Source organism: Solimonas terrae, from assembly GCF_011067135.1.
Taxonomy (GTDB): domain Bacteria; phylum Pseudomonadota; class Gammaproteobacteria; order Nevskiales; family Nevskiaceae; genus Solimonas; species Solimonas terrae.
This window is the reverse complement of record NZ_JAAMOW010000010.1, coordinates 24,026-48,274: the sequence shown is the minus strand read 5'-3', so window position 1 is coordinate 48,274 and position 24,249 is coordinate 24,026. Positions and strand designations below refer to the sequence as shown.

The 24,249-nt window shown below is 64.8% G+C and carries 27 protein-coding genes and 2 tRNA genes; 11 read left to right on the top strand and 18 right to left on the bottom strand.

The features are described from left to right. Positions 1–52 precede the first annotated feature (52 nt). Positions 53–703 (bottom strand): hypothetical protein, encoded by a 651-nt coding sequence (locus tag G7Y85_RS17950; protein WP_166260693.1) that lies wholly within the window; start codon positions 701–703, stop codon positions 53–55. 17 nt (positions 704–720) lie between these two features. Continuing rightward, positions 721–1,365, bottom strand: coding sequence for an orotate phosphoribosyltransferase (gene pyrE / locus G7Y85_RS17945; protein ID WP_194241246.1), 645 nt, complete (start codon positions 1,363–1,365; stop codon positions 721–723). 107 nt (positions 1,366–1,472) lie between these two features. Here pyrE and G7Y85_RS17940 point away from each other — a divergent pair, with 107 nt between their 5' ends. Further along, complete coding sequence (locus G7Y85_RS17940) at positions 1,473–2,261, top strand: exodeoxyribonuclease III (RefSeq protein WP_166260687.1); 789 nt, start codon at positions 1,473–1,475, stop codon at positions 2,259–2,261. Then, on the top strand, positions 2,258–3,610 hold the full coding sequence (locus G7Y85_RS17935; RefSeq protein WP_166260684.1) for an AmpG family muropeptide MFS transporter: 1,353 nt from the start codon (positions 2,258–2,260) through the stop codon (positions 3,608–3,610). The genes G7Y85_RS17940 and G7Y85_RS17935 overlap by 4 nt, the downstream gene beginning before the upstream one ends. Before the next feature lie 51 nt (positions 3,611–3,661). Here G7Y85_RS17935 and G7Y85_RS17930 read toward each other — a convergent pair whose 3' ends face one another. The 8 genes from G7Y85_RS17930 to G7Y85_RS17895 all read right to left on the bottom strand — a co-directional run bounded on the left by G7Y85_RS17930 (position 3,662) and on the right by G7Y85_RS17895 (position 8,982). Further along, positions 3,662–4,297, bottom strand: coding sequence for a GNAT family N-acetyltransferase (locus tag G7Y85_RS17930; RefSeq protein WP_166260681.1), 636 nt, complete (start codon positions 4,295–4,297; stop codon positions 3,662–3,664). A gap of 32 nt (positions 4,298–4,329) precedes the next feature. Then, on the bottom strand, positions 4,330–4,635 hold the full coding sequence (locus G7Y85_RS17925) for a DUF6763 family protein (protein WP_166260678.1): 306 nt from the start codon (positions 4,633–4,635) through the stop codon (positions 4,330–4,332). Positions 4,636–4,759: 124 nt separating this feature from the next. Beyond that, positions 4,760–5,794 (bottom strand): NADP(H)-dependent aldo-keto reductase, encoded by a 1,035-nt coding sequence (locus G7Y85_RS17920; protein WP_166260675.1) that lies wholly within the window; start codon positions 5,792–5,794, stop codon positions 4,760–4,762. Between the two features lie 16 nt (positions 5,795–5,810). Continuing rightward, the gene (locus tag G7Y85_RS17915; protein ID WP_166260672.1) at positions 5,811–6,695 is read right to left on the bottom strand and encodes a phosphoribulokinase; all 885 of its coding nucleotides are present in this window, start codon (positions 6,693–6,695) and stop codon (positions 5,811–5,813) included. 70 nt (positions 6,696–6,765) lie between these two features. After that, positions 6,766–7,461 carry a tRNA (guanosine(46)-N7)-methyltransferase TrmB gene (gene trmB, locus G7Y85_RS17910; RefSeq protein ID WP_166260669.1) on the bottom strand — a complete coding sequence of 232 codons (696 nt, stop codon included), beginning with the start codon at positions 7,459–7,461 and terminating at the stop codon, positions 6,766–6,768. Beyond that, a complete protein-coding gene (locus G7Y85_RS17905) occupies positions 7,454–8,044 on the bottom strand; it encodes an FMN-binding negative transcriptional regulator (protein WP_166260666.1) in 591 nt (196 codons plus the stop codon). Before G7Y85_RS17905 ends, trmB begins: the two co-directional genes overlap by 8 nt. Positions 8,045–8,056: 12 nt before the next feature. Next, a complete protein-coding gene (locus tag G7Y85_RS17900; RefSeq protein ID WP_166260663.1) occupies positions 8,057–8,848 on the bottom strand; it encodes a thiazole synthase in 792 nt (263 codons plus the stop codon). A 60-nt stretch (positions 8,849–8,908) separates the two neighbouring features. Then, a tRNA-Gly gene (locus tag G7Y85_RS17895) sits at positions 8,909–8,982 on the bottom strand. Between the two features lie 165 nt (positions 8,983–9,147). Between G7Y85_RS17895 and G7Y85_RS17890 the strand changes: the two genes are divergently transcribed. From G7Y85_RS17890 to G7Y85_RS17865, 6 genes are all read left to right on the top strand, one after another. Then, entirely contained in the window at positions 9,148–9,444 is a 297-nt protein-coding gene (locus tag G7Y85_RS17890) for a CsbD family protein (protein ID WP_166260660.1), read from the top strand. A gap of 139 nt (positions 9,445–9,583) precedes the next feature. Further along, positions 9,584–9,796 (top strand): sulfur carrier protein ThiS, encoded by a 213-nt coding sequence (gene thiS / locus G7Y85_RS17885; RefSeq protein WP_166260657.1) that lies wholly within the window; start codon positions 9,584–9,586, stop codon positions 9,794–9,796. Between the two features lie 101 nt (positions 9,797–9,897). Further along, positions 9,898–12,156: an AsmA family protein gene (locus G7Y85_RS17880; protein WP_166260654.1), complete on the top strand. Its 2,259-nt coding sequence runs from the start codon at positions 9,898–9,900 to the stop codon at positions 12,154–12,156. Continuing rightward, positions 12,153–12,725, top strand: coding sequence for an SRPBCC family protein (locus G7Y85_RS17875; protein WP_166260651.1), 573 nt, complete (start codon positions 12,153–12,155; stop codon positions 12,723–12,725). The genes G7Y85_RS17880 and G7Y85_RS17875 overlap by 4 nt, the downstream gene beginning before the upstream one ends. After that, positions 12,722–13,774 carry an A/G-specific adenine glycosylase gene (gene mutY / locus G7Y85_RS17870; protein ID WP_166260648.1) on the top strand — a complete coding sequence of 351 codons (1,053 nt, stop codon included), beginning with the start codon at positions 12,722–12,724 and terminating at the stop codon, positions 13,772–13,774. The genes G7Y85_RS17875 and mutY overlap by 4 nt, the downstream gene beginning before the upstream one ends. Next, positions 13,771–14,052 carry an oxidative damage protection protein gene (locus tag G7Y85_RS17865; RefSeq protein ID WP_166260645.1) on the top strand — a complete coding sequence of 94 codons (282 nt, stop codon included), beginning with the start codon at positions 13,771–13,773 and terminating at the stop codon, positions 14,050–14,052. Before mutY ends, G7Y85_RS17865 begins: the two co-directional genes overlap by 4 nt. 76 nt (positions 14,053–14,128) lie before the next feature. On the opposite strand, the gene G7Y85_RS17860 is transcribed toward G7Y85_RS17865, so the two are convergent. After that, positions 14,129–15,517: an LVIVD repeat-containing protein gene (locus G7Y85_RS17860; RefSeq protein ID WP_166260642.1), complete on the bottom strand. Its 1,389-nt coding sequence runs from the start codon at positions 15,515–15,517 to the stop codon at positions 14,129–14,131. A gap of 523 nt (positions 15,518–16,040) precedes the next feature. On the opposite strand from G7Y85_RS17860, the gene G7Y85_RS17855 reads away from it, so the two are divergent. Further along, positions 16,041–16,116, top strand: a tRNA-Phe gene (locus tag G7Y85_RS17855). Between the two features lie 36 nt (positions 16,117–16,152). After that, positions 16,153–16,560: a biotin/lipoyl-containing protein gene (locus G7Y85_RS17850; protein WP_166260639.1), complete on the top strand. Its 408-nt coding sequence runs from the start codon at positions 16,153–16,155 to the stop codon at positions 16,558–16,560. Between the two features lie 47 nt (positions 16,561–16,607). Here G7Y85_RS17850 and G7Y85_RS17845 read toward each other — a convergent pair whose 3' ends face one another. Further along, on the bottom strand, positions 16,608–17,471 hold the full coding sequence (locus G7Y85_RS17845; RefSeq protein ID WP_166260636.1) for an alpha/beta fold hydrolase: 864 nt from the start codon (positions 17,469–17,471) through the stop codon (positions 16,608–16,610). 240 nt (positions 17,472–17,711) lie between these two features. Between G7Y85_RS17845 and G7Y85_RS17840 the strand changes: the two genes are divergently transcribed. After that, the gene (locus tag G7Y85_RS17840) at positions 17,712–18,056 is read left to right on the top strand and encodes a hypothetical protein (protein ID WP_166260633.1); all 345 of its coding nucleotides are present in this window, start codon (positions 17,712–17,714) and stop codon (positions 18,054–18,056) included. Between the two features lie 19 nt (positions 18,057–18,075). Here the strand turns inward: G7Y85_RS17840 and G7Y85_RS17835 are convergent, their stop codons facing one another. From G7Y85_RS17835 to G7Y85_RS17810, 6 genes are read right to left on the bottom strand one after another with little or no spacing between them, the layout of a single operon-like run. Next, complete coding sequence (locus G7Y85_RS17835) at positions 18,076–19,092, bottom strand: NAD-dependent epimerase/dehydratase family protein (protein ID WP_241696264.1); 1,017 nt, start codon at positions 19,090–19,092, stop codon at positions 18,076–18,078. Further along, complete coding sequence (locus G7Y85_RS17830) at positions 19,089–19,790, bottom strand: GMC family oxidoreductase (RefSeq protein WP_241696263.1); 702 nt, start codon at positions 19,788–19,790, stop codon at positions 19,089–19,091. Before G7Y85_RS17830 ends, G7Y85_RS17835 begins: the two co-directional genes overlap by 4 nt. Then, positions 19,705–20,535 (bottom strand): hypothetical protein, encoded by an 831-nt coding sequence (locus G7Y85_RS20350; protein ID WP_366515001.1) that lies wholly within the window; start codon positions 20,533–20,535, stop codon positions 19,705–19,707. Before G7Y85_RS20350 ends, G7Y85_RS17830 begins: the two co-directional genes overlap by 86 nt. Beyond that, the gene (locus tag G7Y85_RS17820; protein WP_166260627.1) at positions 20,522–21,169 is read right to left on the bottom strand and encodes an HAD family hydrolase; all 648 of its coding nucleotides are present in this window, start codon (positions 21,167–21,169) and stop codon (positions 20,522–20,524) included. The genes G7Y85_RS20350 and G7Y85_RS17820 overlap by 14 nt, the downstream gene beginning before the upstream one ends. Before the next feature lie 46 nt (positions 21,170–21,215). Then, positions 21,216–23,279, bottom strand: coding sequence for a transketolase (gene tkt / locus G7Y85_RS17815; protein WP_166260624.1), 2,064 nt, complete (start codon positions 23,277–23,279; stop codon positions 21,216–21,218). Continuing rightward, on the bottom strand, positions 23,276–24,157 hold the full coding sequence (locus G7Y85_RS17810; RefSeq protein WP_166260621.1) for an ADP-polyphosphate phosphotransferase: 882 nt from the start codon (positions 24,155–24,157) through the stop codon (positions 23,276–23,278). Before G7Y85_RS17810 ends, tkt begins: the two co-directional genes overlap by 4 nt. Positions 24,158–24,249: the final 92 nt, after the last annotated feature.

Sequence of the window (24,249 nt, the reverse complement as noted above, 5' to 3'; positions counted from 1 at the left end):
CGTCACCCGCCTGAAAACGTGGCTTGCAGGACGCTCGCCGCCGCCGCCCCTTTCAAGGTGTCGTCGGCGGCTTGTTGAGTTCCCGATAGCGCGCCAGATCGGCGTTGTACTTGTCGCTGATCTGCTGCTTCTCGGTCGCGTAGTTGCCCAACGCAGTCTTGTTGTCGGCCAGGGTCTGCTGCAACTCGGCCAACTTCTTCGTCAACACCTCGCCCGGCGTCTTGCCGCTTTTTCTGACGTTATCGATGCGGCTCTGCTGTTGCGCGATCGCCTTCTCGTTGTCGGCTATCGCTTTCTCCGTCAACTTCTGACGGCCGTCGACCATGGCGACGCGCTCGTCGCGCGCGCGCTCGATTTCCTTGTCACTGTTGTACGTGCTGAGCAGGAAGCGGTCGTAATCGCGCTGTTTCTGCGCGCGCTGTGCGGCCGCATCGGCCTCCTTCGCCGCCGCTTCTTCTGCCGCGATTTCGGCCGCCGTCTTCTCGCGAGGCTTGATCTGCCGCACGCGACCCTGATCGTCGAAAATCTCGCGCTGCTGGTGGACATACTCCGGCGGCACGCTGTCGCCGCAGGCCCGCTGGCCATTCTTGTCGGTCCAGCACTGCACGCGACTCGAACCGTTGGCGCCGGCAGCAAGTGCCGCTGCGCCGTGAAGTACGCAGAGCACGAGCAGGCCTGTTGAAAGCCATCCTTGCATATTCATGATTTCCGCCTGACCCCTTACGGGGAGACCCCATATTGCGCCTGATAGGCGCGAATCGCCGCCAATGTTGCGTCATCGGCACCGCCGCCGGCCAGATAGCCGAGCATGGTCTGCACGGTCACCAGCGGAATGATCCGGATATTCGCATCACGCTCCATTTCCTGGACGGCCGACAGACCGGAGGGGCCTTTTTCCTGACGGTCGAGCGCGATCACCGCAGCCACCGGCTCGGCACCGGCGTCCTTGAGCAGGCGCACGGCCTCGCGCAGCGCGGTTCCGGCAGTGAGCACGTCGTCGACGATCACGACCCGACCGCGCGGTGCGGCGCCGACCAGCGTGCCGCCCTCGCCGTGATCCTTGGCTTCCTTGCGGTTGTACGCATACGGCATGTCGATGCCCCTTTCGGCCTGCGCACAGGCCACGGCAGTGACCAGCGGAATGCCCTTGTAGGCCGGGCCGAACAGCATGTCGTACTGGATGCCGGACACCGAGAGCGCCTCGGCATAGGCCGATCCCAGCGCCCGCATCGCCATGCCCGACGAGATCCGGCCGAGATTGAAAAAGTACGGTGACTTGCGCCCCGACTTGAGGGTGAACTCACCGAACTTCAGGACTTCGTGGTCGAGGGCCAGCTGCAGGAATTCGGTCTGGTAGGCGGACAGGGACATGGGCGTGCGGCGTCGCAATCGGCGGGTGGCGGGCCGCTATGATAAAGCCTCATTCACCGTACCCGGTCGGTTTGCCGATCCCGCACCAGGAGAGTTCTCCCTTGCGCGTCATCTCGCTCAACGCCAACGGCATTCGCTCGGCTGCCCGCAAGGGCCTGTTCGACTGGCTGCCCGAACAGAAGGCCGACTTTCTCTGCATCCAGGAGGTCAAGGCCCAGCTCAGCGATCTGGAAGGCGATGAGACCTTTTCGCCGAAAGGCTGGCACGCGCACTTCAGCTGCGCCCGGAAGAAAGGTTACGCCGGCGTCGCGATCTTCGCGAAGAAGAAGCCGGACGCCGTTCTCGACAAGCTCGGCGCCGCCGAGTTCGACGAAGAAGGTCGCTATCTTGAACTCCGCTACGGCGATCTGTCCGTGGTCTCGCTTTATCTGCCGTCCGGCTCGTCCGGCCCCGAAAGACAGGCCAGCAAGGACCGCTTTCTCGCCTTCTTCCGTCCGGTTCTGCAGGCGTGGCTCGCTTCCGGCCGTCGCTACATCGTCGTCGGCGACTGGAACATCGCCCATCGCAACATCGATCTGAAGAACTGGCGCTCCAATCAGAAGAACTCCGGATTCCTGCCGCACGAGCGTGCCTGGGTCGATGCCGTACTGGGTGTCGAGCCCAGGTCGGAAGGCTGGGTCGACGCCTACCGGCATCTGCACCCGGACACCGAAGGCGCGGCCTACACCTGGTGGAGCAATCGCGGGCAGGCCTGGGCAAACAATGTCGGGTGGCGGATCGACTACCAGCTCGTCACGCCGAATCTGCGTGATGCGATCAAGACCGCCGCGGTCTGGAAGGACTCCCGCTTCTCCGACCACGCGCCGCTGACACTGGACTACAAGCTGTGACGCAACGCTGGCTCGCGGCCCTTCGGGTCTACGCCAATCCGCGCGTGCGCGCGCTGTTGTTCCTCGGCTTTTCCGCCGGCCTGCCGTTCCTGCTGGTGTTCTCGACCTTGTCGGCGTGGCTGACGCAGGCCGGCGTGTCGCGCACGACCATCGGCTACTTCAGCTGGGTCGGCGTCACCTACTCCGTGAAGCTGTTCTGGGCGCCGGTCGTCGACCGCGTGCCGCTGCCGTTGCTGACACGCTGGCTCGGCCGGCGTCGCAGCTGGATGCTGGTTGCGCAGTGTGGCATTGCCTGTGGTCTTGCTTCGATGGCATTCAGTGACCCGGCCCACGCGCTGGCGACGACCGCGGGGCTGGCCGTGCTGGTTGCCTTTTCATCGGCGACACAGGACATCGCGCTCGACGCGTATCGCATCGAGGCCGCGCCGAGCGAAGAACAGGGCGCGCTCGCGGCCGCCTACCAGCTCGGCTACCGCATTGCGCTGATCGTCGCCGGCGCCGGCGCGCTGCTGACCGCCGCCAACCACGGCTGGCTGATCTCCTATCTGTGCATGGCGACGCTGGGTCTGGTCGGCATCACGACCGTGCTGCTGATCCGCGAACCGGAACGCACGGGCGCGATGGCGACGCCGCCACAGGAAGCGCGCGTGCAGGCGTTCATCGACGACCACGCACATTGGCCGGCACCGCTGCGCCATTTCGTCGCCAATGCGGTCGGCGCGGTGTTCGGCCCGATCGCCGACTTCTTCACGCGCAACGGCTTGCGCCAGGCATCGCTGATCCTGCTGTTCATCGCCGTCTACCGCATGCACGAGTACGCGATGGGCGTGATGGCCAATCCGTTCTATCTCGACATGGGCTACAGCCTCAGCGAGATCGCAGCAATGTCGAAGATCTTCGGCATCATCATGACCATGCTCGGCGTGCTGGTTGCCGGCGCGCTGGTTGCCTGGCAGGGCATCGCACGCACCCTGTTCGCAGGCGTGCTCGTCATCGCCTGCGGCAACCTGTTCTTCTCGTGGCTGGCGGGTCTGCATGCGCCGGGGCTGCCGCAACTGGCGGTGGCGATCAGCGTCGACAACATCGGCATCGGCATCGCCGGCACCGCGTTTGTCGCCTACCTGTCGAGCCTCACCAACATCGCGTACACGGCAACGCAGTACGCGCTGTTCGGCTCCCTGTTTCCGCTGCTCGGCAAGCTGGTCGCCGGCTTCTCCGGCGAGATCGTCGACGCGATCGGTTACCCGATGTTCTTCCTGTACACGGCATCGCTGACGCTGCCGGCGCTCCTGCTGTCGCTGTACTTCATCCGCAGGCCGCCGGCGTCGGCCGAACCGGCGCCGCCGTAGGCGCAGGCCTCCTGCATTCATTGCCGTGAGGACTCGGCAGGCCTGGCGTCCTCAGGCCGCCAAGGCCTCGCTGGCCTGCAGACGCACGAACACCTCGGCGAAACGCCGGCCGATGTCGTTGCCGTCGGGCACATCGCGAGCGCGCCGGTAGACCGGCAATTCGAGACGGTCGATGTTGTCGGCGCGTCCGGCATGCGTCGCGCCGAGCAGCTTGAGATGACGGATGATGCGATCGTTGTCGCTGGCCACGTCGTAGTAGAACGTGCGGATGCCGTTCTTCCAGGCCGTCAGATGCAGGCAGGCCTGCAGCACGAAGCCGGCACCGCGACCCTGGTATTCGTCGATGATGGTGATCGCCACGTCGGCGGCCTGCGGCTCGCCGTTGAGGCGCACATAACGCGCGATGCCGATACCCGGCTCATCCGGCTTCTCTATGTTGGCGACGCCCCAGGCTGCGTGGTTGATCTGGTCGATATGCACGAGCCTGGCGATCGTCTCGGCGCTGAGGCGATCTGGGTCGCCGTTCGGGAAGCGGCGGCGGCGCGCGAGCTGCGACAACCGCTGGAACCCTTCCTGGATGCGCGGCGCATCATCGACGCGGATCGGCCGCACGAGTATCGGCAACCCATCATCGAGCATGTATTTGAACGCGCCCGGCAACTCCGGGGTTCGCCACGTCTTGAACATCTGAACTCCCGGGAAAAAACGGCGATCGCAGCTCAGAGATCGCGGAGGTCCAGCAGATCGAGCGGATTGTCCCACTGACCGCCGCGCGACAACGCAAACTCGTCGCGCTCGCTGTAGTCCAGCGGCTCGATGTCGAGCGCCCCGGAATAATCCTCGGGCGGTGCACAGGGGCGAGCGGCGAGCGCCGACCAGGTGTCGAAATCGAAATCTTCGAGCGTGCCGTCGTAGTGCTGGACCAGCACCATCTCACTGTCGGCGTCGACACCGACGACCTCGAACGGATTGCCGGCGGTCTCGAACCATTGACCGACGCTCAGTTCATTGAGCCATTGCGCCATGCATCACCTCCAAGCGTCGCACGCGGGCGACGCCCCATCTTTCTACGCCGCTCGCCGTAGCGCTTCAAGGGCCATTCGCCGGCCGGCGCGCAAGCGCTTGAATGGCGGCGCAATCGGGCCGGGGTCAGGGACAGGGAATCGGATACAGACGATGCAGGCTTTCGAGCGCGCGCTGCACGGCGAAGGGCAGTTCCAGCGTCGCGCTGGCAAGATTGCGCTGCAGCTGTTCGAGGCTCGTCGCGCCGATGATGTTCGCGGTGGTGAACGGACGACTGTTGACGAACGCCAGCGCCATCTGCGCCGGATCGAGACCGTGCTCGCGCGCCAGATCGACGTAGGCGCGGGTCGCCGCCTCGGCAGTCGGCGTGTCGTAGCGCGTGAAGCGCGTGAACAGCGCCATGCGCGAACCGGCCGGCCGCGCACCGTCGAGATACTTGCCGGACAGCACGCCCATCGCCAGCGGCGAATACGCGAGCAGACCGATCTCTTCGCGCTGCGCGATTTCGGCAAGGCCCACTTCGAAGCTGCGATTGAGCAGGCTGTACGGATTCTGGATGCTGGCGATGCGCGGCAACTGCTGCTCACGGTGCAGTCGCAGATACTCGCCGACGCCCCAGGGCGTTTCATTGGATACCCCGATGTGGCGGATCTTGCCCTGCTGCTGCAATTCGGCGAGCGCTCCCAGGGTTTCGGCGATGCTCACGCCGCCATCGCCACCGCCGGCATCGAAGCCGAGCTTGCCGAAGAAATTCGTCGGCCGTTGCGGCCAGTGCACCTGATACAGATCGAGATAGTCGGTACGCAGACGCCGCAAGCTGGTTTCACAGGCGGCGATCACCGAATCGCGATCGAGTCGCGGGCCGCCGCGCACGTACGGAAACGCGCCGGGACCGATGACCTTGCTGGCCAGCACGATGTCATGGCGGCGACCGGTCTTCGCCAGCCAGCTGCCGATGTATTCCTCGGTACGCCCATAGGTTTCGGCGCGCGGAGCGACCGGATACATCTCCGCGGTGTCGACAAAGTTGACGCCGGCAGCGAGCGCCATGTCGAGCTGGGCATGCGCCTCGGCTTCGCTGTTCTGTTCACCCCAGGTCATCGTGCCCAGGCAGATGTGGCTGACACGCAGCCCGGTACGTCCGAGCGGACGGTATTGCATCGAGCTCTCCTCGGAATCAGGCCGCGCGCGCGGCGTCGCGGCTGGCGATCAACTGCTGGATGGCCGGCTTGAAAATCAGCTCCATCGCCCGCTCCTGCTGCGGGCCCGGCACCACCAGTGTCTGCGCATGGGACTGGAACGCGCCCGGCACTTCACGCAGCAGCATGTTGAAGTCGGCATGAACGCGCGAGCGTTCGTTGAAATGAATCACGACCAGGCTTTCCTCAGACAGCGGAATCTCGCGCGACGCAAACGGATTGCTGGTGTCGACCAGCGGCACGCGCTGGAAGTTGAGGTCCGTGCGCGAGAACTGCGGCACGATGAAGTTCACGTAGTCCGGCAAGCGACGCAGGATCGTGCTGGCGACTTCCTCCGGGTGGTAGCCCCGCTCATCAGTGTCGCGCTTGATCTTCTGTATCCATTCCAGATTGATGACCGGTGTCACGCCGATCAGCAGATCCATGTGCGTGGCGATGTTGACCTCTTCGCCGACGAAGGCGCCGTGCAGGCCTTCGTAGAACAGCAGGTCGGTCTCCGGCCGCAGGCGCTCCCAGCCGGTGAACGTGCCCGGCGCCTGCCCGGCCGCGGCGGCCTCGTCGTCGCGATGCAGATAGTGGCGGATCATGCCGGTGCCGCGCTCGCCGTATTCACGCAGCAGCCCTTCCAGGCGTTCGAGCAGATTCGCACCCGGCGAAAACAGGGAAAAGTTCTCGCCACGAATCCGTGCCCGCTCCAGCGTCCGGCGCAACTGCGCACGATCGTAGGCGTGAAAGGCGTCACCTTCGACCAGCGCACCGGCGACGCCCAGCTCGTCGAACAGGCGCATGAACGCCTTGACCGCGGTGCTGGTGCCCGCGCCGCTGGCGCCGGTGATGCCGATGATGGGATGTTTGACGGACATGGACAGTCCAGATTAGCCGTTTGTGCGTGTCAGGCAAATGTCTGCCGGACCGCTCGCTCAGCCGCAGGCTTCAGAGGCGCCGGAAACTCAGGTCGAAAACCGCGTGGCCGAGCCGTTCGCCGCGGGTCTCGAACTTGGTCTTCAGGCGCGTCGCCGGGCGCGGCACGTAGCCACCATCGGCCGACAGATTGCACAGACCCGGCGCCGCATTGAGGACTTCCAGCATGTGCTCGGCATAGTGCTGCCAGTCGGTCGCCAGCGACAGCAGACCGCCCGGCTTGAGCTTGCACACCGCCAGCTGCGCGAACGCCGGCTGGATCAGACGCCGCTTGTGGTGCCGGGCCTTGTGCCAGGGATCCGGAAACTGGATGACGATCTCGTCGAGCGCACCGTCGGCAATGCCTTGCCGCAGAACCACGACCGCATCGTCACTGACCACGCGCAGGTTCCGCGCGCCGGCCGCCTGCGCACGATGCATCAGGCGACCGACGCCGGGGCGATGCACTTCGACACCGATGAAGTCGCGCTCCGGCTCGGCGACGACGCGACTCAGCAGATAGTCGCCCATGCCGAAGCCGATCTCGAACACGCATGGCGCCGTGCGGCCGAACAGCTGCGCAAGATCGACGGCTTCGGTCGGCGCCGCGATTCCGTAACACGGCCACAGTTCGTCCATCGCGCGCTTCTGCGCATCGGTCATGCGGCCTTCGCGGCGCACGAACGAGCGGATCTCGCGGCGATGCGACGGCTCGACGATGTCAGTCATGGTGGCGCATCCAGTCGGCAACCTCGCGATCGCTTTCGACCGCGCTCGCCGCCAGCGCCGCGATCACGCCATCACGATCCGCGGAACTGCGGTTCTGGTTCATCTTGAATTTGGCATCGAGCCGCGCGATCGGCATGCGGAACGCGACGATGCTCGGCAGCAGCTGGTCGAGGCGCCGGGCCCCGGCCGTGAAGTCCGGATCGAAACGCGCGCTCAGCTCGCCGATGGTACGACGAGCATCCTCCGCCTCCAGCAGCACCGGCCGCCCGGCAACATGGACGACTGCGTAATTCCAGGTCGGAACATGACCGGCCGGCGTTTCATACCAGCGCGGCGAAACATACGCATGCGGGCCGTGAAAGATCGCGACGGTCTGGCCGCGCTCGAAGCAGCGCCAGTGCGGATTGGCGCGCGCCATGTGACCCGAAAGCTGTTCGCCGTCGTGCAGCAACGGCAGGTGCGTGATGTGCGGCTCCTCACCGTCGACGCCGGTGACCAGCGTCGCAAACGGCCGGTCGGCGATCAGCCGCAAGGCCGCGGCACGATCACCGCCGGCAAACGATGGCGGCGTGTAAAGCGACATTGCCGGACCCCGTCAGAAAGGCAGGCCTTCCAGCGGCGACGAGGCACTGGCATAGCGCCGGCGCGGCATGCGGCCGGCCAGGCGCGCCTCGCGGCCGGCTTCGATCGCCTTTCTCATCGCGCTCGCCATCAGCACCGGGTTCTTCGCCTCCGCGATCGCCGTGTTCATCAGCACGCCGTCGCAGCCCAGCTCCATCGCGATCGCCGCATCGCTGGCGGTGCCGACACCGGCGTCGACGATGATCGGCACCTTGGCGTTCTCGATGATGGTCAGCAGGTTGTACTTGTTCTGGATGCCGAGACCGGAACCGATCGGCGCCGCCAGCGGCATCACCGCGACGCAGCCCATCTCTTCCAGGCGCTTGCAAACGATCGGATCGTCGCTGGTGTAGACCATCACCTCGAAGCCGTCCTTGACCAGCGTCTCGGCAGCGGCCAGCGTCGCCGGCACGTCCGGATACAGCGTCTGTGCATCGCCGAGCACTTCGAGTTTGACCAGCTTGTGGCCGTCGAGCAGTTCGCGCGCGAGCTGGCAGGTGCGTACCGCATCCTTGACGTTGTAGCAGCCGGCGGTGTTCGGCAGGATCGTGAACTGCTCCGGCGGCAGTACGTCGAGCAGGTTCGGCTCGCCGGCAGTCTGGCCAATGTTCACGCGACGCACGGCGACCGTGACGATCTGCGCGCCGCTGGCAACGATCGCACGGCGCGTCTCGTCGTGATCCTTGTACTTGCCGGTACCGACCAGCAGGCGGGAGGAATACGCCTTGCCGGCGATCAGCAGGGCATCGGATTCGGGAGCGGACATGATCTGGCTACACGCGTGTTCGCGGGTCGCGGCGACGGCGTCGCCGGCCACAGGGGAAGATGGAGCGGGTGATGGGAATCGAACCCACGCTAGCAGCTTGGGAAGCTGCAGTTCTACCATTGAACTACACCCGCTCGGCGACCGGCATTGTAATTCAAGCTCCGGTTGCACGGTCAAAAGCGTGACGACGCAGGAGTTAACGCCCGGTTCAGAGCCCGGGGTTCACGGTGAAGGCGCAAATCCGTGGCCTGTTCCGGATCTCGCGGTCCAGGCCCTTCCGCCATCAACCGGAGTTCCACATGAATACTCGCGAAGCCAGAACCCGCAGCAAAACGTCGATCGACAAGGCCCGACACAGCGCGGCCGCCGATCAGGCCAAGGGCAAGACCAAGCAGTTTGTCGGCAAAGTCAAGGAAAAGGTCGGCAACGCTGTCGGTGACGACGAACTCGCCGCTCGCGGCACTGCGCAACGTGCCGACGGCAAGGCCGATGAAGTCAAGGGCAAGGTCAAGGAGAAGATCGACGACGCCAGGGACGCGGTGAAAGGCGCGACCGAAGCGATCAAGGACAAGCTCGACGACGCCCGCCGCCATTGATGCAAAGTTTCCACGGCATCCGAAAAGCCCCGCACGCGCGGGGCTTTTCATTTGTGCAACATGCGTGCACCGCCATTGAAGTGCGCGCCGCAAGCGGCGACCATTGGCGACCCCAACCTCCGCAGAGTTCCGAATCCGCATGTCGAACGCCCCGCAGATCCGCGTCAACGGCGAGCGCCGGCCCCTGCCGGGCGCGCTGAACGTGCAGGATCTGCTGGACTCGCTCGATCTTGCGGGAAGGCGCGTTGCCGTCGAGATCAACGGCGAGATCGTGCCGCGCTCGCGGCATGCCAGCCTGTCACTGCAGGATGGCGACGAGGTACTGATCGTGCAGGCGATTGGCGGCGGCTGATGCCCGCATGCCCTGTTCATGTTCATGCGCTGGCCAGACACTGGTTCTAGACTGCCGCATTCGCTCATTGTTGCCGCGACCCGAATTACAGGAATACGCTCATGGCCAAGCCCCTGAAAATCATTCTTCTCGTCATCGGCGGTCTGCTGCTCCTGGTCATCGCCGCCCTCGTCGCGGCTGCCATGCTGTTCGATCCCAACGACTATCGCAGCCAGATCCAGGACAAGGTGCAGCAGGAAACCGGCCGCACGTTCGCGCTCGGCGACATCAAGCTCAGCGTGTTTCCATGGCTCACCGTGCAGCTTGCCGATGCCCGGCTCGGCAACGCCGCCGGCTTCGGTGATCAGCCGTTTGCCGAGATCGAGAAGGTCAAGGTCGGCGTCAAGCTGCTGCCGCTGCTGCTCGACAAACAGGTGCAGGCCGACACGGTGACGCTGGATGGCCTGCACCTGAATCTGGCGAAGAACAAGGCTGGCGTCAGCAACTGGCAGGATCTGATCGATCTGCAGAAAAACAAGCCGAAGACACCGGAAGCGCCGAAGCCGGAAAGCGGCTCGCAATTCTCGCTCGACAACATCGGCGTCGGCGGCGTCACGATCGACGACGGCGCCGTGATCTACGACGACGCGGCCGCGGGCAAGCATTACGAACTGCAGAAGCTGCATCTGGAAACCGGGTCGCTGAACGCGCGTGATCCGTTCCAACTCGACCTGTCGACCACTGTCATCTCGAAGGCCCCGGCCGCGCAGATCGACATTGCGCTCGGCGGCACGATCAAGCCGGATTTCGCAACGCAGAAGCTCGACACCGACGGCCTCAAGCTGAGCATCAAGGGCAAGGCCGCCGATCTCGACATCGACACCACCGTGCAGACCCGGCTGGTCGCCGATCTGACCGCGCAGGTGTTCAACCTCAATGCGCTGACGCTGGACGCCAGCATCAGCGGCAAGTCGATCCCGAACGGCAAGCAGACCCTCAAATTCGGCGGCGACGCGGCCTACAACGCCAAGCAAGGTGCCTTCAGCCTGACCAACGGCAAGCTGCAGGCCGCCGACCTCACGTTGACAACCAGCATCACCGGCAGCGGCCTGAGCGGTGATGCGCCGAAGTTCGCCGGGCCGATCACGATCGCGCCCTTCAGCCCGCGCAAGCTGCTCGAGAGCTTCGGCGTCAAACTCAACACGGCTGACGAGAAAGCGCTGTCCGAGGCCAGCCTGAGCACGCAACTCGACGCGACTCCCAGCAGCGCGACGCTGCAGAACCTCGCCATCACGCTTGACCAGACCAAGGTCAAGGGCAATATATCGGTGAAGGATTTTGCGACGCAGGCGATCGCCTTCGCGCTGCAGATCGACGGCATCGACGCCGACCGTTACCTGCCGCCGAAGAGCAAGGAAGCGGGCAAGGTTGAAACCCAGTCGGGCGAGACTCGGAACATCAACGACGTGGCTCTGCCGGTCGACGCGCTGAACAAGCTCAATGCGGAAGGCAGCATCGATCTGGCCAGCCTCAAGATCGACGGCCTCAAGCTCAGCGACATCCGCCTGCAGCTGGCCGGCCGCGGAGCGCAGGCCAAGACCCAGGACCTCAGCGCAAAGCTCTACGGCGGCAGCGTCAGCCTGAACCATCGCTACACACCGGGTACGACACCAACCTTCGCGCTGAAGACGCAGCTGTCGTCGTTCCAGGCCGCACCGTTCCTGCTCGACTTCACCGGCAAGGATTCGGTCAGTGGCACCGCCGACGCCAGCGCCGACATCAGCGCCCGCGGCACGACGGTCGGCGCCTTGCGGCGCAGCCTCGACGGCAAGATCGCCGCCTCGGCGAAGAACGGCGCCGTCAAGGGCTTCAATCTCGGCGCGATGATCCGCAAGGCGCAGGCAGCGCTCGCCGGCAATCCGAACTACACCGAAGACAGCACGCCGGAAACCGACTTCGCGACGATCAGCGTCAGCGGCACCCTCAGCGACGGTGTGTTGCACAGCGAGGATCTGAGCGCGGCCAGTCCGCTGTTCCGGGTCGGCGGTGCCGGCGACATCAACCTGGTCGACGAGACCATCAACTACACGGCCAAGCCGTCGATCGTCGAAACCAGCAAGGGACAAGGTGGCAAGGATCTGTCGTCGCTCAACGGCGTGACCATTCCGATCCGCCTGACGGGCAGCCTCTGGAAGCCGAAGTACAAGATCGACCTCGCCGGCGCCGTGCGCGAGCAGGCCAAGGCGCAGGTCAAGCAGCAGCTCGATGAACACAAGGACGAGCTGAAGCAGAAGCTCAACGACAAGCTGGGCGATCTGCTGTTCGGCAAGAAGAAAAAACAGCCGCAGGAACAGCCGGCGGAGCCGCAGAACAGTCCGTGAGGCTGGCCGGATGCCTGTTGCTCTGCATGGCGACGCCGGCGCTGGCCGAAAGCGTCGATCAGCTCGATGTAGGGCGCGACGGTGCGCGCTATCACATCGAGCTGCAGGCGCGCCTCGATGCGCCGCTCGCCGACAGCTACGCGGTGTTCAGCGATTTCCACAACCTGCCGAAAATCAATGACGCCGTCGAAGACGTCGAACCCCTGCCCTCACCGACACCCGGCGTCGAGCGCTGGCGCACGAGGGTCCGGGTGTGCGTCAGCTTTTTCTGCACGCGTCTCAAGCAGGTCCAGGACGTGCGCGACACGCAGGATCATGATCGCTATCGGCTCGATGCCGTCGTCATTCCTTCAATGAGCAATCTGCGCTACGGCAAGGCGGCGTGGCAACTCGCACAATGCGGTGCGCAAACCTGCCTGAGCTTCAGCGCCGAACTCGAACCCGACTTCTGGGTACCGCCATTGCTCGGTCCCTGGCTGATCGAGCGCACGATGCGGCGCGAAGCGCATGCGACCGCGGCCGGCATCGAAGCGCTGGCGATCGCGCATCACGATATCAGCGCTCCGTGACCTCCTTTTCCGCACGCGTGCTGAGCTGGTTCGACCTGCACGGCCGACACGATCTGCCGTGGCAGCATCCGCGCTCGCCGTATCGGGTCTGGCTGTCGGAAGTGATGTTGCAGCAAACCCAGGTCACCACCGTCATTCCGTACTTCGCACGCTTTCTGCAGCGCTTTCCGGATCTCGCCAGCCTCGCCGCCGCACCGCTCGACGAGGTGCTCGCGCTGTGGGCCGGCCTCGGTTACTACGCGCGTGCGCGCAATCTGCATCGTTGCGCACAAACTATTGTCAGCGAGCACGGCGGCGAGTTTCCGTCCGACTTCGAGGCGGTTGCCGCATTGCCCGGCATCGGCCGCTCGACCGCCGGCGCGATTCTCGCGCAGGCACACGGCCAGCGCCTCGCGATCCTCGACGGCAACGTCCGTCGCGTGCTCGCGCGTCACGCCGCGATCGGCGGTTGGCCCGGCCTGCCCGCCGTGCAGAAGCAGTTGTGGCGGGAAGCCGAACGACTGCTGCCGCACAAGCGGCTCGCCGACTACACGCAGGCGCTGATGGATCTGGGCGCGTCGGTGTGCACCGCACGCGCGCCGAAATGCACGCGCTGTCCGGTCAGCGACGATTGCAAGGCGCGCAAGGCCGACAACATCGCCGAGTATCCGGGCGCCAAACCGAAGCGGGTTCGTCCGCAACGCCGCGCCCGGCTGCTGCTGATCCGCGATCAGACCGGACGCCTGCTGCTGGAACGGCGCCCGTCGACCGGACTCTGGGGCGCGCTCTGGTGTCCGCCGCTGCTGCACGAGAACGACGCCCCGCTCGGCGACTGGCTCCTTGCTCAAAGCCTGCGCCAGCTGGCGACCCGCGATCTCGATCCTTTCACGCACAGCTTCACGCACTTCGACCTCGAACTGCACCCGACGCAGCTGCGCGTGCAGCCGAGCGCCGACGCCGTCGGCGAATCCCGCTGGCAGTGGATCGACATGAATCGGCTGGCAGCGCTGGGCCTGCCCGCGCCAATCCGTAAAATGGTCGACTCACTACCCGAGAGCACGATCTCATGAGCCGTACTGTCCACTGCATCAAACTCGGCATCGATGCCGAAGGTCTAGAACGTCCGCCGCTGCCCGGGCCGCTCGGCAAACGCATCCACGAGCAGGTTTCCAGGAAGGCCTGGCAGATGTGGATCGAGCACCAGACGCGTCTGATCAACGAGTATCGTCTGTCGCTCGCCGATGCCAGCGCCCGCAAGCAACTGAGCGAAGAACTGGAAAAGTTCTTCTTCGACGGCGGTGAGTTGACCCGGACCGGCTACGTCGCACCCGCTTCCAAGCCCGACTGAAAACCCGGCTCGAAGTGGCGCAGCCAGGCATTGGGCACCTGGCACGCAGCCGGGCCTCCCGGAAAATCGGCGCCCGCTACGGCCACGCTCCATTGGTCACACGCACGGCATAGAAGCCGCTGCTCGCATCGCTGAACCAGACCTCCTTGCGTTCCGGCGCAAATGCCGGATGCGAATACGCCGCCGCGCCTTTCATACCCGGCGCGCTGAAGTACGCCACTTCTCGCGGATGGTAGGGATCGCGGATATCGAAGATGCGCAGGCCCGAAAGAATCATGCTGCAGGCCACAATCGGCGGATCGACGAGCGTCGGAACATTGCAGTAATGCGCTGCATATCCGCCATAGGCCGTGCCGTTGGCGCCCGGGTCGCCGGCAATGGCGGCGAAATTCTCCGGCTGGTGAACTTCAAGCCGCAGATTGGAGATCACCTTTGGCCTTGTTTCATCCGAAATGTCGATGATGCGCGCGGCGCCTACCTTCGAGCCCGCACCGAACTCGTCCACTTCGACCAGATAAGGCTTGCCCTTGATCGTGACGGGAACGGCATTTTGCGGAATGCTGTGCGTGTCCCAGGTCAGCTTCGATATCTCCGTGACCTTCGGATTCCGGACCCGCGCCTGAATCTGCGAGATGTCGAGAATCTTCACGAAGCCGGTTGTGTCCGCCACATAGGCGCGATTGCCGTCGGCGCTGATCGACAGGCCATGCGAGTTCTGGATGCTGGTCCAGAGCGGCAGTGGAAACGAAAGGTCGCTGATGTCGATGGCGGCGAGCGTCGACGATATGGGCGATGCGGAGAAGAAGGTCTTGCCGTCCGGCGACATGCCGCTCTCGTGGCCGAATACCCCGAGCAGGCTGATCGATTTGAGTATCGGGTTCCGGCAGTCCTGCGAGATGTCGTAGAGATCGACCACACCGGGGCCGAACGCCGGATTGCCTAGCACGGCGGCCAGTATGCCGCGCTTCTCGCTGATGTTCAGCGATTCATGCGGGGACAGCATCGCCGGGCTGGTCAGCCGGGTGCTGAGCACGGGTCTGGAAGGATCGCTCATATCCATCACATTGACCCCGATGGCGTCCGAGAAGACGCCCAGCGGAAATATGGTCGTGGCATCGTAATAGGCACACTCGTGCCCCTGCGGATCGACATAACGCTCGACCTTCCAGCCCCCGACCGTCGCCAGTGGGTCGGTCGTCACGAAAGAGCCGACAAGCTCGGTGTTGCAGGTAATTCCACCGGTCGCGATGCTGCGGTCGATATCAGCTTGCGAGGCTCGCCCCTGAAGGCCGGTTTCGGGTCGCGAGCCCGGGCCACAATCGGCCTTCGGCGTCGCTGCAGGCGTGATCGCGCTGGCCTGCGCCACGTCGGCCGGCGACAGCCTGACCGACCCGGACGATCTGCCACAGGCCGCAAGGGTTGCCAATACGAATAGCAACACCGCCCAACGCATCGGGTGTTTCATCGCACTTCTCCTCGCCGCTTTTGCACGCATCTCAAGTGCGCGCTCTTTGTGACGCGATGCCACCGCGCGCTTGGCGCGAGAACCGGTCAGCGCGTCTGTGAGGCGGACACTACGCCGCCCCGGCCGCACCGGCTGTCACATCAGGGACAGGCCCGGGACGAAGCTCGATCGGCAGATCTCGGCAGGAATTGCCGGGCCACTCGGACGGGAATTGACGCCTGAAAGGCGGCGGCGACGTCGGACCCCGCGCCTGGATCGGCCAGCCATCGTGCGGCGTGGTGCGTGCCCCCGTCTTGATGAAGCCGGAAACGCTTGCACGTCGGAGCGTGAAAGACGAAAATGCGCGCCCCGCTTCTCCACGAGAGGCGGTCTTCGTGCAGCCTCAGCGGCATCGGCGCCCGAAATCGCGGTCGGATTCAAAAGGTTTTGAATGCACGGACATCGTGCAGCTACCCGAGGATCGATCCGGTTTCGCGTGATCAGGCGTGCCGAGAAGTAGGCGATTTATCAGCTTTGACCCTTTGGCCGGGTAGCTCAGTCGGTAGAGCAGGGGATTGAAAATCCCCGTGTCGGCGGTTCGATTCCGTCCCCGGCCACCATTTCTGGTCCCAAGGACCACGACGTTCTTCTACGGCATGCAGGAGCAGGAAGAAATCGCCGTCGAGATCGACCAGGGCAAGTCACTGGTCATCCGCCTGCAGGGCAGCGCCGAGGCCGAGGACAGCCAGAAGCTGTTCTACGAACTCAATGGCCAGCCGCGCGCCGTGCGGATCGACAAGGCCGGCGCGAAGTCCGCCCAGGCAAGGCCGACGGCTGCCGAGGGCGACCCGGACCAGATCGGCGCGCCGATGCCGGGCATGGTCTCGCGGATCGCGGTCAAGGTCGGCGATGTCGTCAGCAAGGGCGATCCGCTGATCTCACTGGAAGCGATGAAGATGGAAACCGTGATCGCTGCGCCGCGCGACGCGACCATCAAGCAGGTGCTGGTTGCCTCGGGCGTGACGGTGAACGGCAAGGATCTGCTGGTCGTGCTCGGCGACTGATCACCGGACGGGCAACGGGGCCGGAACGGACCGGCCGCGTTGCGCGTTCAGGCGCGGACCGGCAGGTGCTTTTCCAGGAAGCCGATCACGCCGTCATTGAAAGCATCGTTGCGGTCGCCGGCCACCATGTGTCCGGCTCCAACCACGTCGTAGATCTCCAACGCCGGCAGATGCTGCCGGAATTCCTCGACGCCGGCTTCGGAGACGATATCGCTCTGCATGCCGCGCACCAGCAGCGTCGGAATCCGTACGCGATCGGCGGCGTCCAGCAGCAGCTCGGCAAATTGCGGCGGCTCGACGCGCGCTGCGTTGTTGACGAAGCGCGGATCCCAGTGCCAGTGCAGGCGACCGTCTTCACGCAGGCGCAGATTCTTCATCAGCCCGGAAATATCCTTCGGCCGCGGCCGGTGCGGGTTGTATGCGCTGACCGCATCCGCCGCCGCTCCAAGCGTCGCAAAACCATCGGCGTTGGCGCGCATGAATTCGCCAATCTTCTTGCCGCCCGCGGCATCGACACGCGGCACGACATCCACCAGCACCAGCGCGCTGGCCAGCGTCGGCTCGCCATTGCCGACCGCATACAGCGACGTGATCCCGCCCATCGACGCGCCGACCAGTGCCGGCGGCGATGACAGGGTCGCGATCACCGCGCGCAGATCGCCGGTCATGGCCTGCAGCGAGTAGTCCGCATCCGGCGCCCAATCGCTATCGCCATGCCCGCGTGCGTCGAGGTTGATGACGTGAAATCCGCGCGCCAGCAGTTCGCGCAACGCCCCGCCCCAGGAATGACGCGTCTGGCCACCACCGTGCATGAGGATGACCGCTGGCCGCGACGGATCGCCGCCGACGTCGGCCTCCACCTCGATCCCGCCAGGAACCGGATAACGACGCACTTCAGTTTCGAGTTTCATGCCCTGCCCGTTGGAAAACCAGCTTGTCCTGGCAGCGCGACTAGCGCGCGCAGCGGTACAGGATAACGCGGCGCGAACGGCGACGAACGGACGGCACCATTCGCGCCGCTTTGTGTGGTCCAGCACACAGACCGAGATGGCTGCACTTCATATGCTTCGGGCCGTTTCATCCATTGGCCGCATCTGCTGCCACGCCCCGATTCTGTGTTGAGTCTGGCAAAACCTGAGGGAGACGATCTTATGAAACCGTCATTGAAAATCGTTGCGCAGCGCCGTTTGCCGGAGCGCCCGTCCCTTGGGAAGCACGAATTGGACGTCCTCGATGCCTTGGACGCCGCCGTTGCGGTGCATGAAGGACGCACCGTGGCGTCACTGAACGCCGCGGGCCTGCCGATACGCCCTGATGGCTCACCTTATCGGCCGACGCGTGATCCCGGCGAAGCCCATCGCCTGATGGAAAAGTACGTTGAGCGCATGGCCAAGCGGCCGCATGCGTGGATCGCCATCGGCGCCAATGGCCGCGCCGAAGTCGGCAACACCGCTTCGATCGCAACGTGCAAGGTCGTCGTCAATTCGGAGCGCTAGCCGCGGCGGCGATCCGCCATCACCGCTGACCTTGTCGGCCTGATGCGGGTCGCTGCAAGGCGCTCGCCTCGAGCTCGCGCATGCTGGCAGCAGTGGCACGCAGTGCCTCGTGCACGGGCGTCGGCGCCAGTGCCAGAATGCGTTCGGCTTTGCCGGTATCGAGTCGGATTCGCTGACGAAACAGTCTGAATAAAGACGGCGGCAGTGCCGGCGGTATGCGGCCCACCGATGAAGGCGAAAGCAGCTGGCGCGCGACAAGTTCCGCAATCTTCAGCAGCGGCGCCAGGCATCGCATCTCCAGCCACAGCTGTTCCCGCGTCAACGAAGAGCCGCCGCCGAGGCCGAGTGCCTCGGCAAATTGCTCAAAGTACTGATTCCAGGTCGTCGTCCCCGACGTCGCAAGGTTGAAGGTCTGGCCCTCGATGGCGGGACAGGTCAGCGCTCGCAGGATCACGGCGGCCAGATCGTCGATATAGATCAGATTGCAATAGCCGGCGCCGTCCGCGCGCAGCTCACCGAGCCGACCGCGGATCAGACAACGGGCAATGCGCAGGCTCCATTGGCTGCTCGTTGGTCCGTAGATGCAGCCTGGACGCAGGATGACCGTATGGCCGTAGGCGAGTGCCGAGCGTTCCGCTTGGATCTTGGCTATCGAATAAGCGCCGATATCTCCCTTGAGCGGCGCCGACTCGTCGACCACGCCCACCGCCGAGCCGTAGACCGCCATCGAGCTGAGATGGATGACACGCGGTTCAAGCACTTGGCGGGTCGCGACCGTCGCCAGCGCCTGAGCCGTGCCGGTGATCGTGCGTGCATCGCCGGCCACGCAATTGACGACGGCGTCGACGTTTTCCATTGCCCGCGACAAGGCCGCTTCGTCGCACGCATCGAGCACAGGGCCGGCTGCCGGGCTGCCCGTCACCCTGCGCCGGTGGCTAGCGACGATCGGAAAGGCCCAGTCGGCACGCGACAGCGCTTCGACCACGGCGTGGCCGACAAGGCCACCGGCGCCGAGCACCAGGATGCGCCGCTTCATGCCACGCTCGCGCCATGCGAATCGCGCGCCGTGTCATTCGACACCTGAAGGGCCGACGCGCGAAACTCCGTCGTTCTCTGCCGCGCGTGCAGGACCTTCAGACGTTCGGCCAGACGCAGGGCCAACGCGACCACGGTCAAGGTCGGATTGGCTTGGCTCGACGTCGGGAATACAGCGGCGCTGGCAATGAACAGGTTGTCCATGCCGTGCACGCAGGCATTCGCATCGACGACACTGGAGCGGGGATCGTTACCCATCCTCGCGGTGCCGATATGGTGCCCGCCGTAGGCGCCGTAGCGCGTCATCTCGGCTTCCACCGCCTCGGGGTCGTATTCGAACTCGCCGGCACCGGAGCGCCGCAGCTCGTGGGCCAGCAAGGCGATGGCGCGACGCACTGTATTCACGTCGCCATCGGCATATCGCCAGTCAACCCGGAGTCGCGGCATGCCGAACGCGTCGCGATCGGCACCGAGCGTTACACGGCTGTCGCGGTTGGGTTGCTGTTCGCAGTGAAAATCCAGGCTGTATCGCTCGGACTTTGGCGCCACGATGATCGACGGATATTTGCGCTGAGCCAGTGTGCGATGTCGCAGCCAGTGCCAGAGAAAGCGGCTAATGGTGAGCGGATCGCGGACCACATTGTGCAGATGCCGGAGCCATTGCCCAGGCGTCAGCGGCTGATCGCCTTGCAGACGCATTCTGTACTCGTAGGGAATGAACATCCGCGAAAGCTGCAGCAGCGACAGCACGCCGTTGCAGTGCGAAGGATCGGGTATGTGCGGATGATGCAGGCGCGCGACGAAATTTCCGATCTGCAGTCGCCGCTGGGCTTCGGCGGTCAAGGCGAGCCGCCGGATCGCCGACGCGCACGAGCTCTTCCATCAGGTAGGCATATGACAGGCCGTGAAAGCCGTACCGCTGCACGCGCAGGGCCTCGTAGCGCCGTGGAATCGCCAGCAAGCGCGCGACGCGCGGCATACTGCGGTGAAACGCGGTGTCGAAGCAGGCGATCTGCAGCAGTTGCGGATGGCGCGCGCGGACGGCTTCGATCAGGTCGATCTCGCGCGGCAGATGGTCCGGATCAAAGGGCCGGATGCGCTTCAGTTCGTCGAGCAATTCGGGCGTGATGCGCTCGGGCTCGCTGTGGTGCATGCCATGGACGATGCGATGACCGACCGCGCGGACCGATGCGAATCCGCTTTGCGTTGCCAGCCAGTCAAGCAGAAACGCCACCGGAGATTCGCGAGCAGCAAGCTCGAGACTGCCGCTGCGCGGCGCCTCCGGGTCCACCTGCTCGAAACTCAGACGGGTACCGCCCAGACCGATGCGGTCGATCTTTCCGTGCAGGGTCCGACGTGGCACGGCACCGGCGTCATACAGCGCGAAACGGATGCTCGACGAGCCCGCATTGAGGGTGAGGATGCCGGGGCTAGCGGCTTGCACGGATCACGCCCTGATCGATCGGCAAGCCGAGCGCAGCGAGTTGCGCACAGGTCGCGCGGTAGTCGCTGTGCAGGATGCTGCGAATCCCCAGACCGGCCGCGATCTCGACAAACATCGGCGTGTTTTCGATGTAGACCACCTGCCCGGCTGGCGTCTGCGCGAGGTCGAGCGCCAGCCGGAAAATGTCCGCGTCAGGCTTGCGCAGGCCGACGATGCATGAGGACACAAAGAAGTCGACGCAGCGATCAAGCCCGAACTTTTGAATCCGGTAGGCATTCAGTTCGCGCGCTTCATTGCTGACCACGGCGATCTTCAATCCGTGCCGATGCTTGAGCTGGGCCGCCAGATCAATCATCGCGGGGTAGGGTTTGGATTGCGCGAACATGAAGTGCCGGAACTGCGCCCGGGTGAACGATCGCTTGACGTAGAAAATCACGGTGCTCAAATATTCTTCCAGCGTGAGCTTGCCGATCTCATAGGCGGCGAAACACAGGCGATGGCGCGCCTCCGTTTCGCTGCCGTCCAGCTTGAAGTTCTTGACGGCGCGTCTGCGTGCGTGATGATTCCAGCCGTCGGTCAGCAGTACGCCGCCGATGTCCAGAAACGCGCAAGTGATGGCTGCTGGCTTTTTCATCGGTTTGTTCGTTTGATCCTCGGCGAGCGCTGCGGGCTGGCCGGTCTCAGCATAGCGCCAGCGCGCGCTGGCAGACGTCCTCGACGCTGAAGCCGTATTCGCGCAGCAGCACCTCAGCCGGCGCCGAGGCGCCGTAGTGTTCGACGCTGAGCACATCGCCCGCCACACCGACGTAGCGATGCCAGCCCTGCGCGACGCCGAGCTCGACCGCGAGCCGCGCACCGACGGCCGGTGGCAGAACCGCATCGCGGTCCGCCTGCGGCAGCGCGTCAAACAATTCCCAACTCGGCATCGACACGCAGCGCACCGCGATGCCCTGCGCGTGCAGACGCTCGGCTGCGGCCAGAATCAGCCCGACTTCCGAGCCACTGGCGATCAATATCAGTTGCGGCACACCGTCCGGCGCATCGCTCAGCACATAAGCGCCCCGCCGCAAGCCCTCCGCCGCGGCGTAGCGGCGACGGTCAAGCGTGGGCACGCTCTGCCGGCTCAAGACCAGCACCACCGGCCGATCGCGCGTCTCCAGCGCCACGCGCCAGGCGACCGCGGTTTCATTGGCATCGCCGGGACGGATGACGGTCAGATTCGGCACCGCGCGCAGGTTCGCGAGCTGCTCCACGGGCTGATGGGTGGGACCGTCCTCGCCGACCGCGATGCTGTCGTGGGTGAACACAAACACCGCATGCAGGCCCATCAGCGCCGCCAGCCGCAGCGGCGGCCTCAGGTAGTCGGAGAAGATGAAAAAGGTCGAGCCGTAGGGGATGAAGCCGCCGTGCGCGGCGAGACCATTGACGATCGCGCCCATCGCATGTTCGCGGACGCCGAAGTGCAGGTTGCGGCCGGCATGACTCCAGCCGCCTCCGGCGGAGCCCTGATGGTCTTCGTCGCCATCGGTCGGCGGATTGAAGTCGCCGAGGCCGAGCAGGGCGGTGTGCGTCGAAGGATCGAGATCCGCCGAGCCGCCAACCAAGGCCGGCAGCCGCGGCGCGATGGCGTTCATCACTTTGCCGGAGGCGACGCGCGTGGCGATGCCCTTGGCGTCCGCCGGAAAGACCGGAATATCCGCGTCCCAAGCGGCCGGCAGTTCGCCGTGCAGCCGCACCTGCAGTTCCTGCGCTTTGTCGGGATAAGCTTGCGCGTAGGCCGCAAGGCGGTCGTTCGATGCAGCTTCCTCGTTTCCGCCGAGCCTCAGCGCTTCGCGGAAATGTGCCAGTGCGTCGTCTGGAATCAGGAACGCCGGTTCGAGCGGCCAGCCCAGTTTCTGCTTGGTCTTGCGCACGTCCTCGACGCCCAGCGGCGAACCATGTGCTTCGAAGCTGTCCTGCTCGGGCGAGCCGTAGCCAATGTGAGTGCGCACGAGGATCAGCGAGGGCCGCCCGCTCTCGGCGCGCGCGGCAAGCAGTGCCGCCTCGATTGCGGCGAGATCGTTGCCGTTGTCGACGGTCACCGTATGCCAGCCGTACGCCTCGAAACGGCGTGCACGATCTTCGGTGAACGCGATGTCAGTGCCGGCGGCCAGCGTGACGCGGTTGTCGTCGTACAGGCAGGTGAGCTTGCCGAGCTTGAGATGGCCGGCCAGCGAAGCGGCCTCGGCCGTGACGCCCTCCATCAGATCGCCGTCCCCGGCGAGCACATAGGTCGCGTGGTCGATCACCTGATGGTCATGACGGTTGTAGCGCGCCGCCAGCTGCGCTTCGGCGATTGCCATGCCGACCGCGTTGGCGAAGCCCTGACCCAACGGCCCGGTGGTGGTTTCCACGCCGGGGGTATGCCGGCGCTCGGGATGTCCCGGCGCCCTGCTCTGCCACTGCCGGAAGCGCTTGATGTCCGCCAGCGGCAGGTCGTAGCCGCTCAGGTGCAACAGGCTGTAGAGCAGTGCGGAACCGTGTCCGGCCGAAAGCACGAAACGATCCCGATCAAACCACTGCGGATTGCGCGGGTTGTGCCGGAGCAGGCGCGTCCACAGCGCGTAGGCCATCGGCGCGGCACCCAGCGGCAGGCCCGGATGGCCGCTGTTGGCCTGCTGCACCATGTCGACCGACAGAAAGCGAAGCGTGTTGATGCACAGCTGATCGCGTTCGACAGCAAAGGCAGCGCTCTGCGTACTCATTTCGTCAGCTGCTTGCGGATCGCCAGCAGTTCCTGCCGGCGCGCCGTGGTCGTTCTCGGGTAGCGCATCTTCAGCGCTTCGAAAGCGTCGAGAATGATCCGGGACACGATCAGCCGGGCATTGTCCTTGTCGTCTGCGGGCACGATGTACCAGGGCGCATGGTCGGTGCTGGTCGCACTGAGGCATTTCTCGTAGGCCTTCATGTACTGCGACCAGAACTTGCGCTCGGCGAGGTCGGCCTCGCTGAACTTCCAGTTCTTGTCCGGCTCGTCGATACGCGCCAGAAAACGCAGGCGTTGCTCCTCCTTCGACAGGTGCAGATAGAACTTGATGATGCGCGTGCCGTTGGCATGCAGATGCCGCTCCAGATTCCGGATCGAGCGGTAGCGGTGGTGCCAGACCGTATTGCCGTGCTTCCGTGCGTCCGGCAGGCCTTCGCTGCGCAGAATCTCCGGATGCACGCGGGCAATCAGCACCTCTTCATAGTAGGAACGGTTGAAGATGCCGATGCGCCCGCGCTCAGGCAGATCGCGCGTACTGCGCCAGAGGAAGTCATGTTGCAGCTCGATGGCGCTGGGATGTTTGAAACTGAATACCTGACAGCCCTGAGGATTGACGCCCGACATCACATGCCGGATGGCGCCATCCTTGCCGGCGGCATCCATCGCCTGGAAGATGAGCAGCACGGCGTAGTGGTTGCTGGCGTAGTGCAGCCGCTGTTGCGCGCTCAGTTGCGCGACGTGATCGTCAAGAATCTGCTTGTACTGATCCTTGGAGCCGAACACCGGATCGACTTTCGTCGGCCAGTCCTTGAGCTTGACCTCGCAGCCTTTACTGACGCGAAAATCTTTTGCACGAATCTTGTCGGCCTGACTCATTGAGCGGTCTCCAGAGCTGCAACGGGCGGTATTCCCTTCCCTCGCCTGGGCGATCTCGATCATCGCCGCGGTGGACGTCAAGCGGCAGCCGT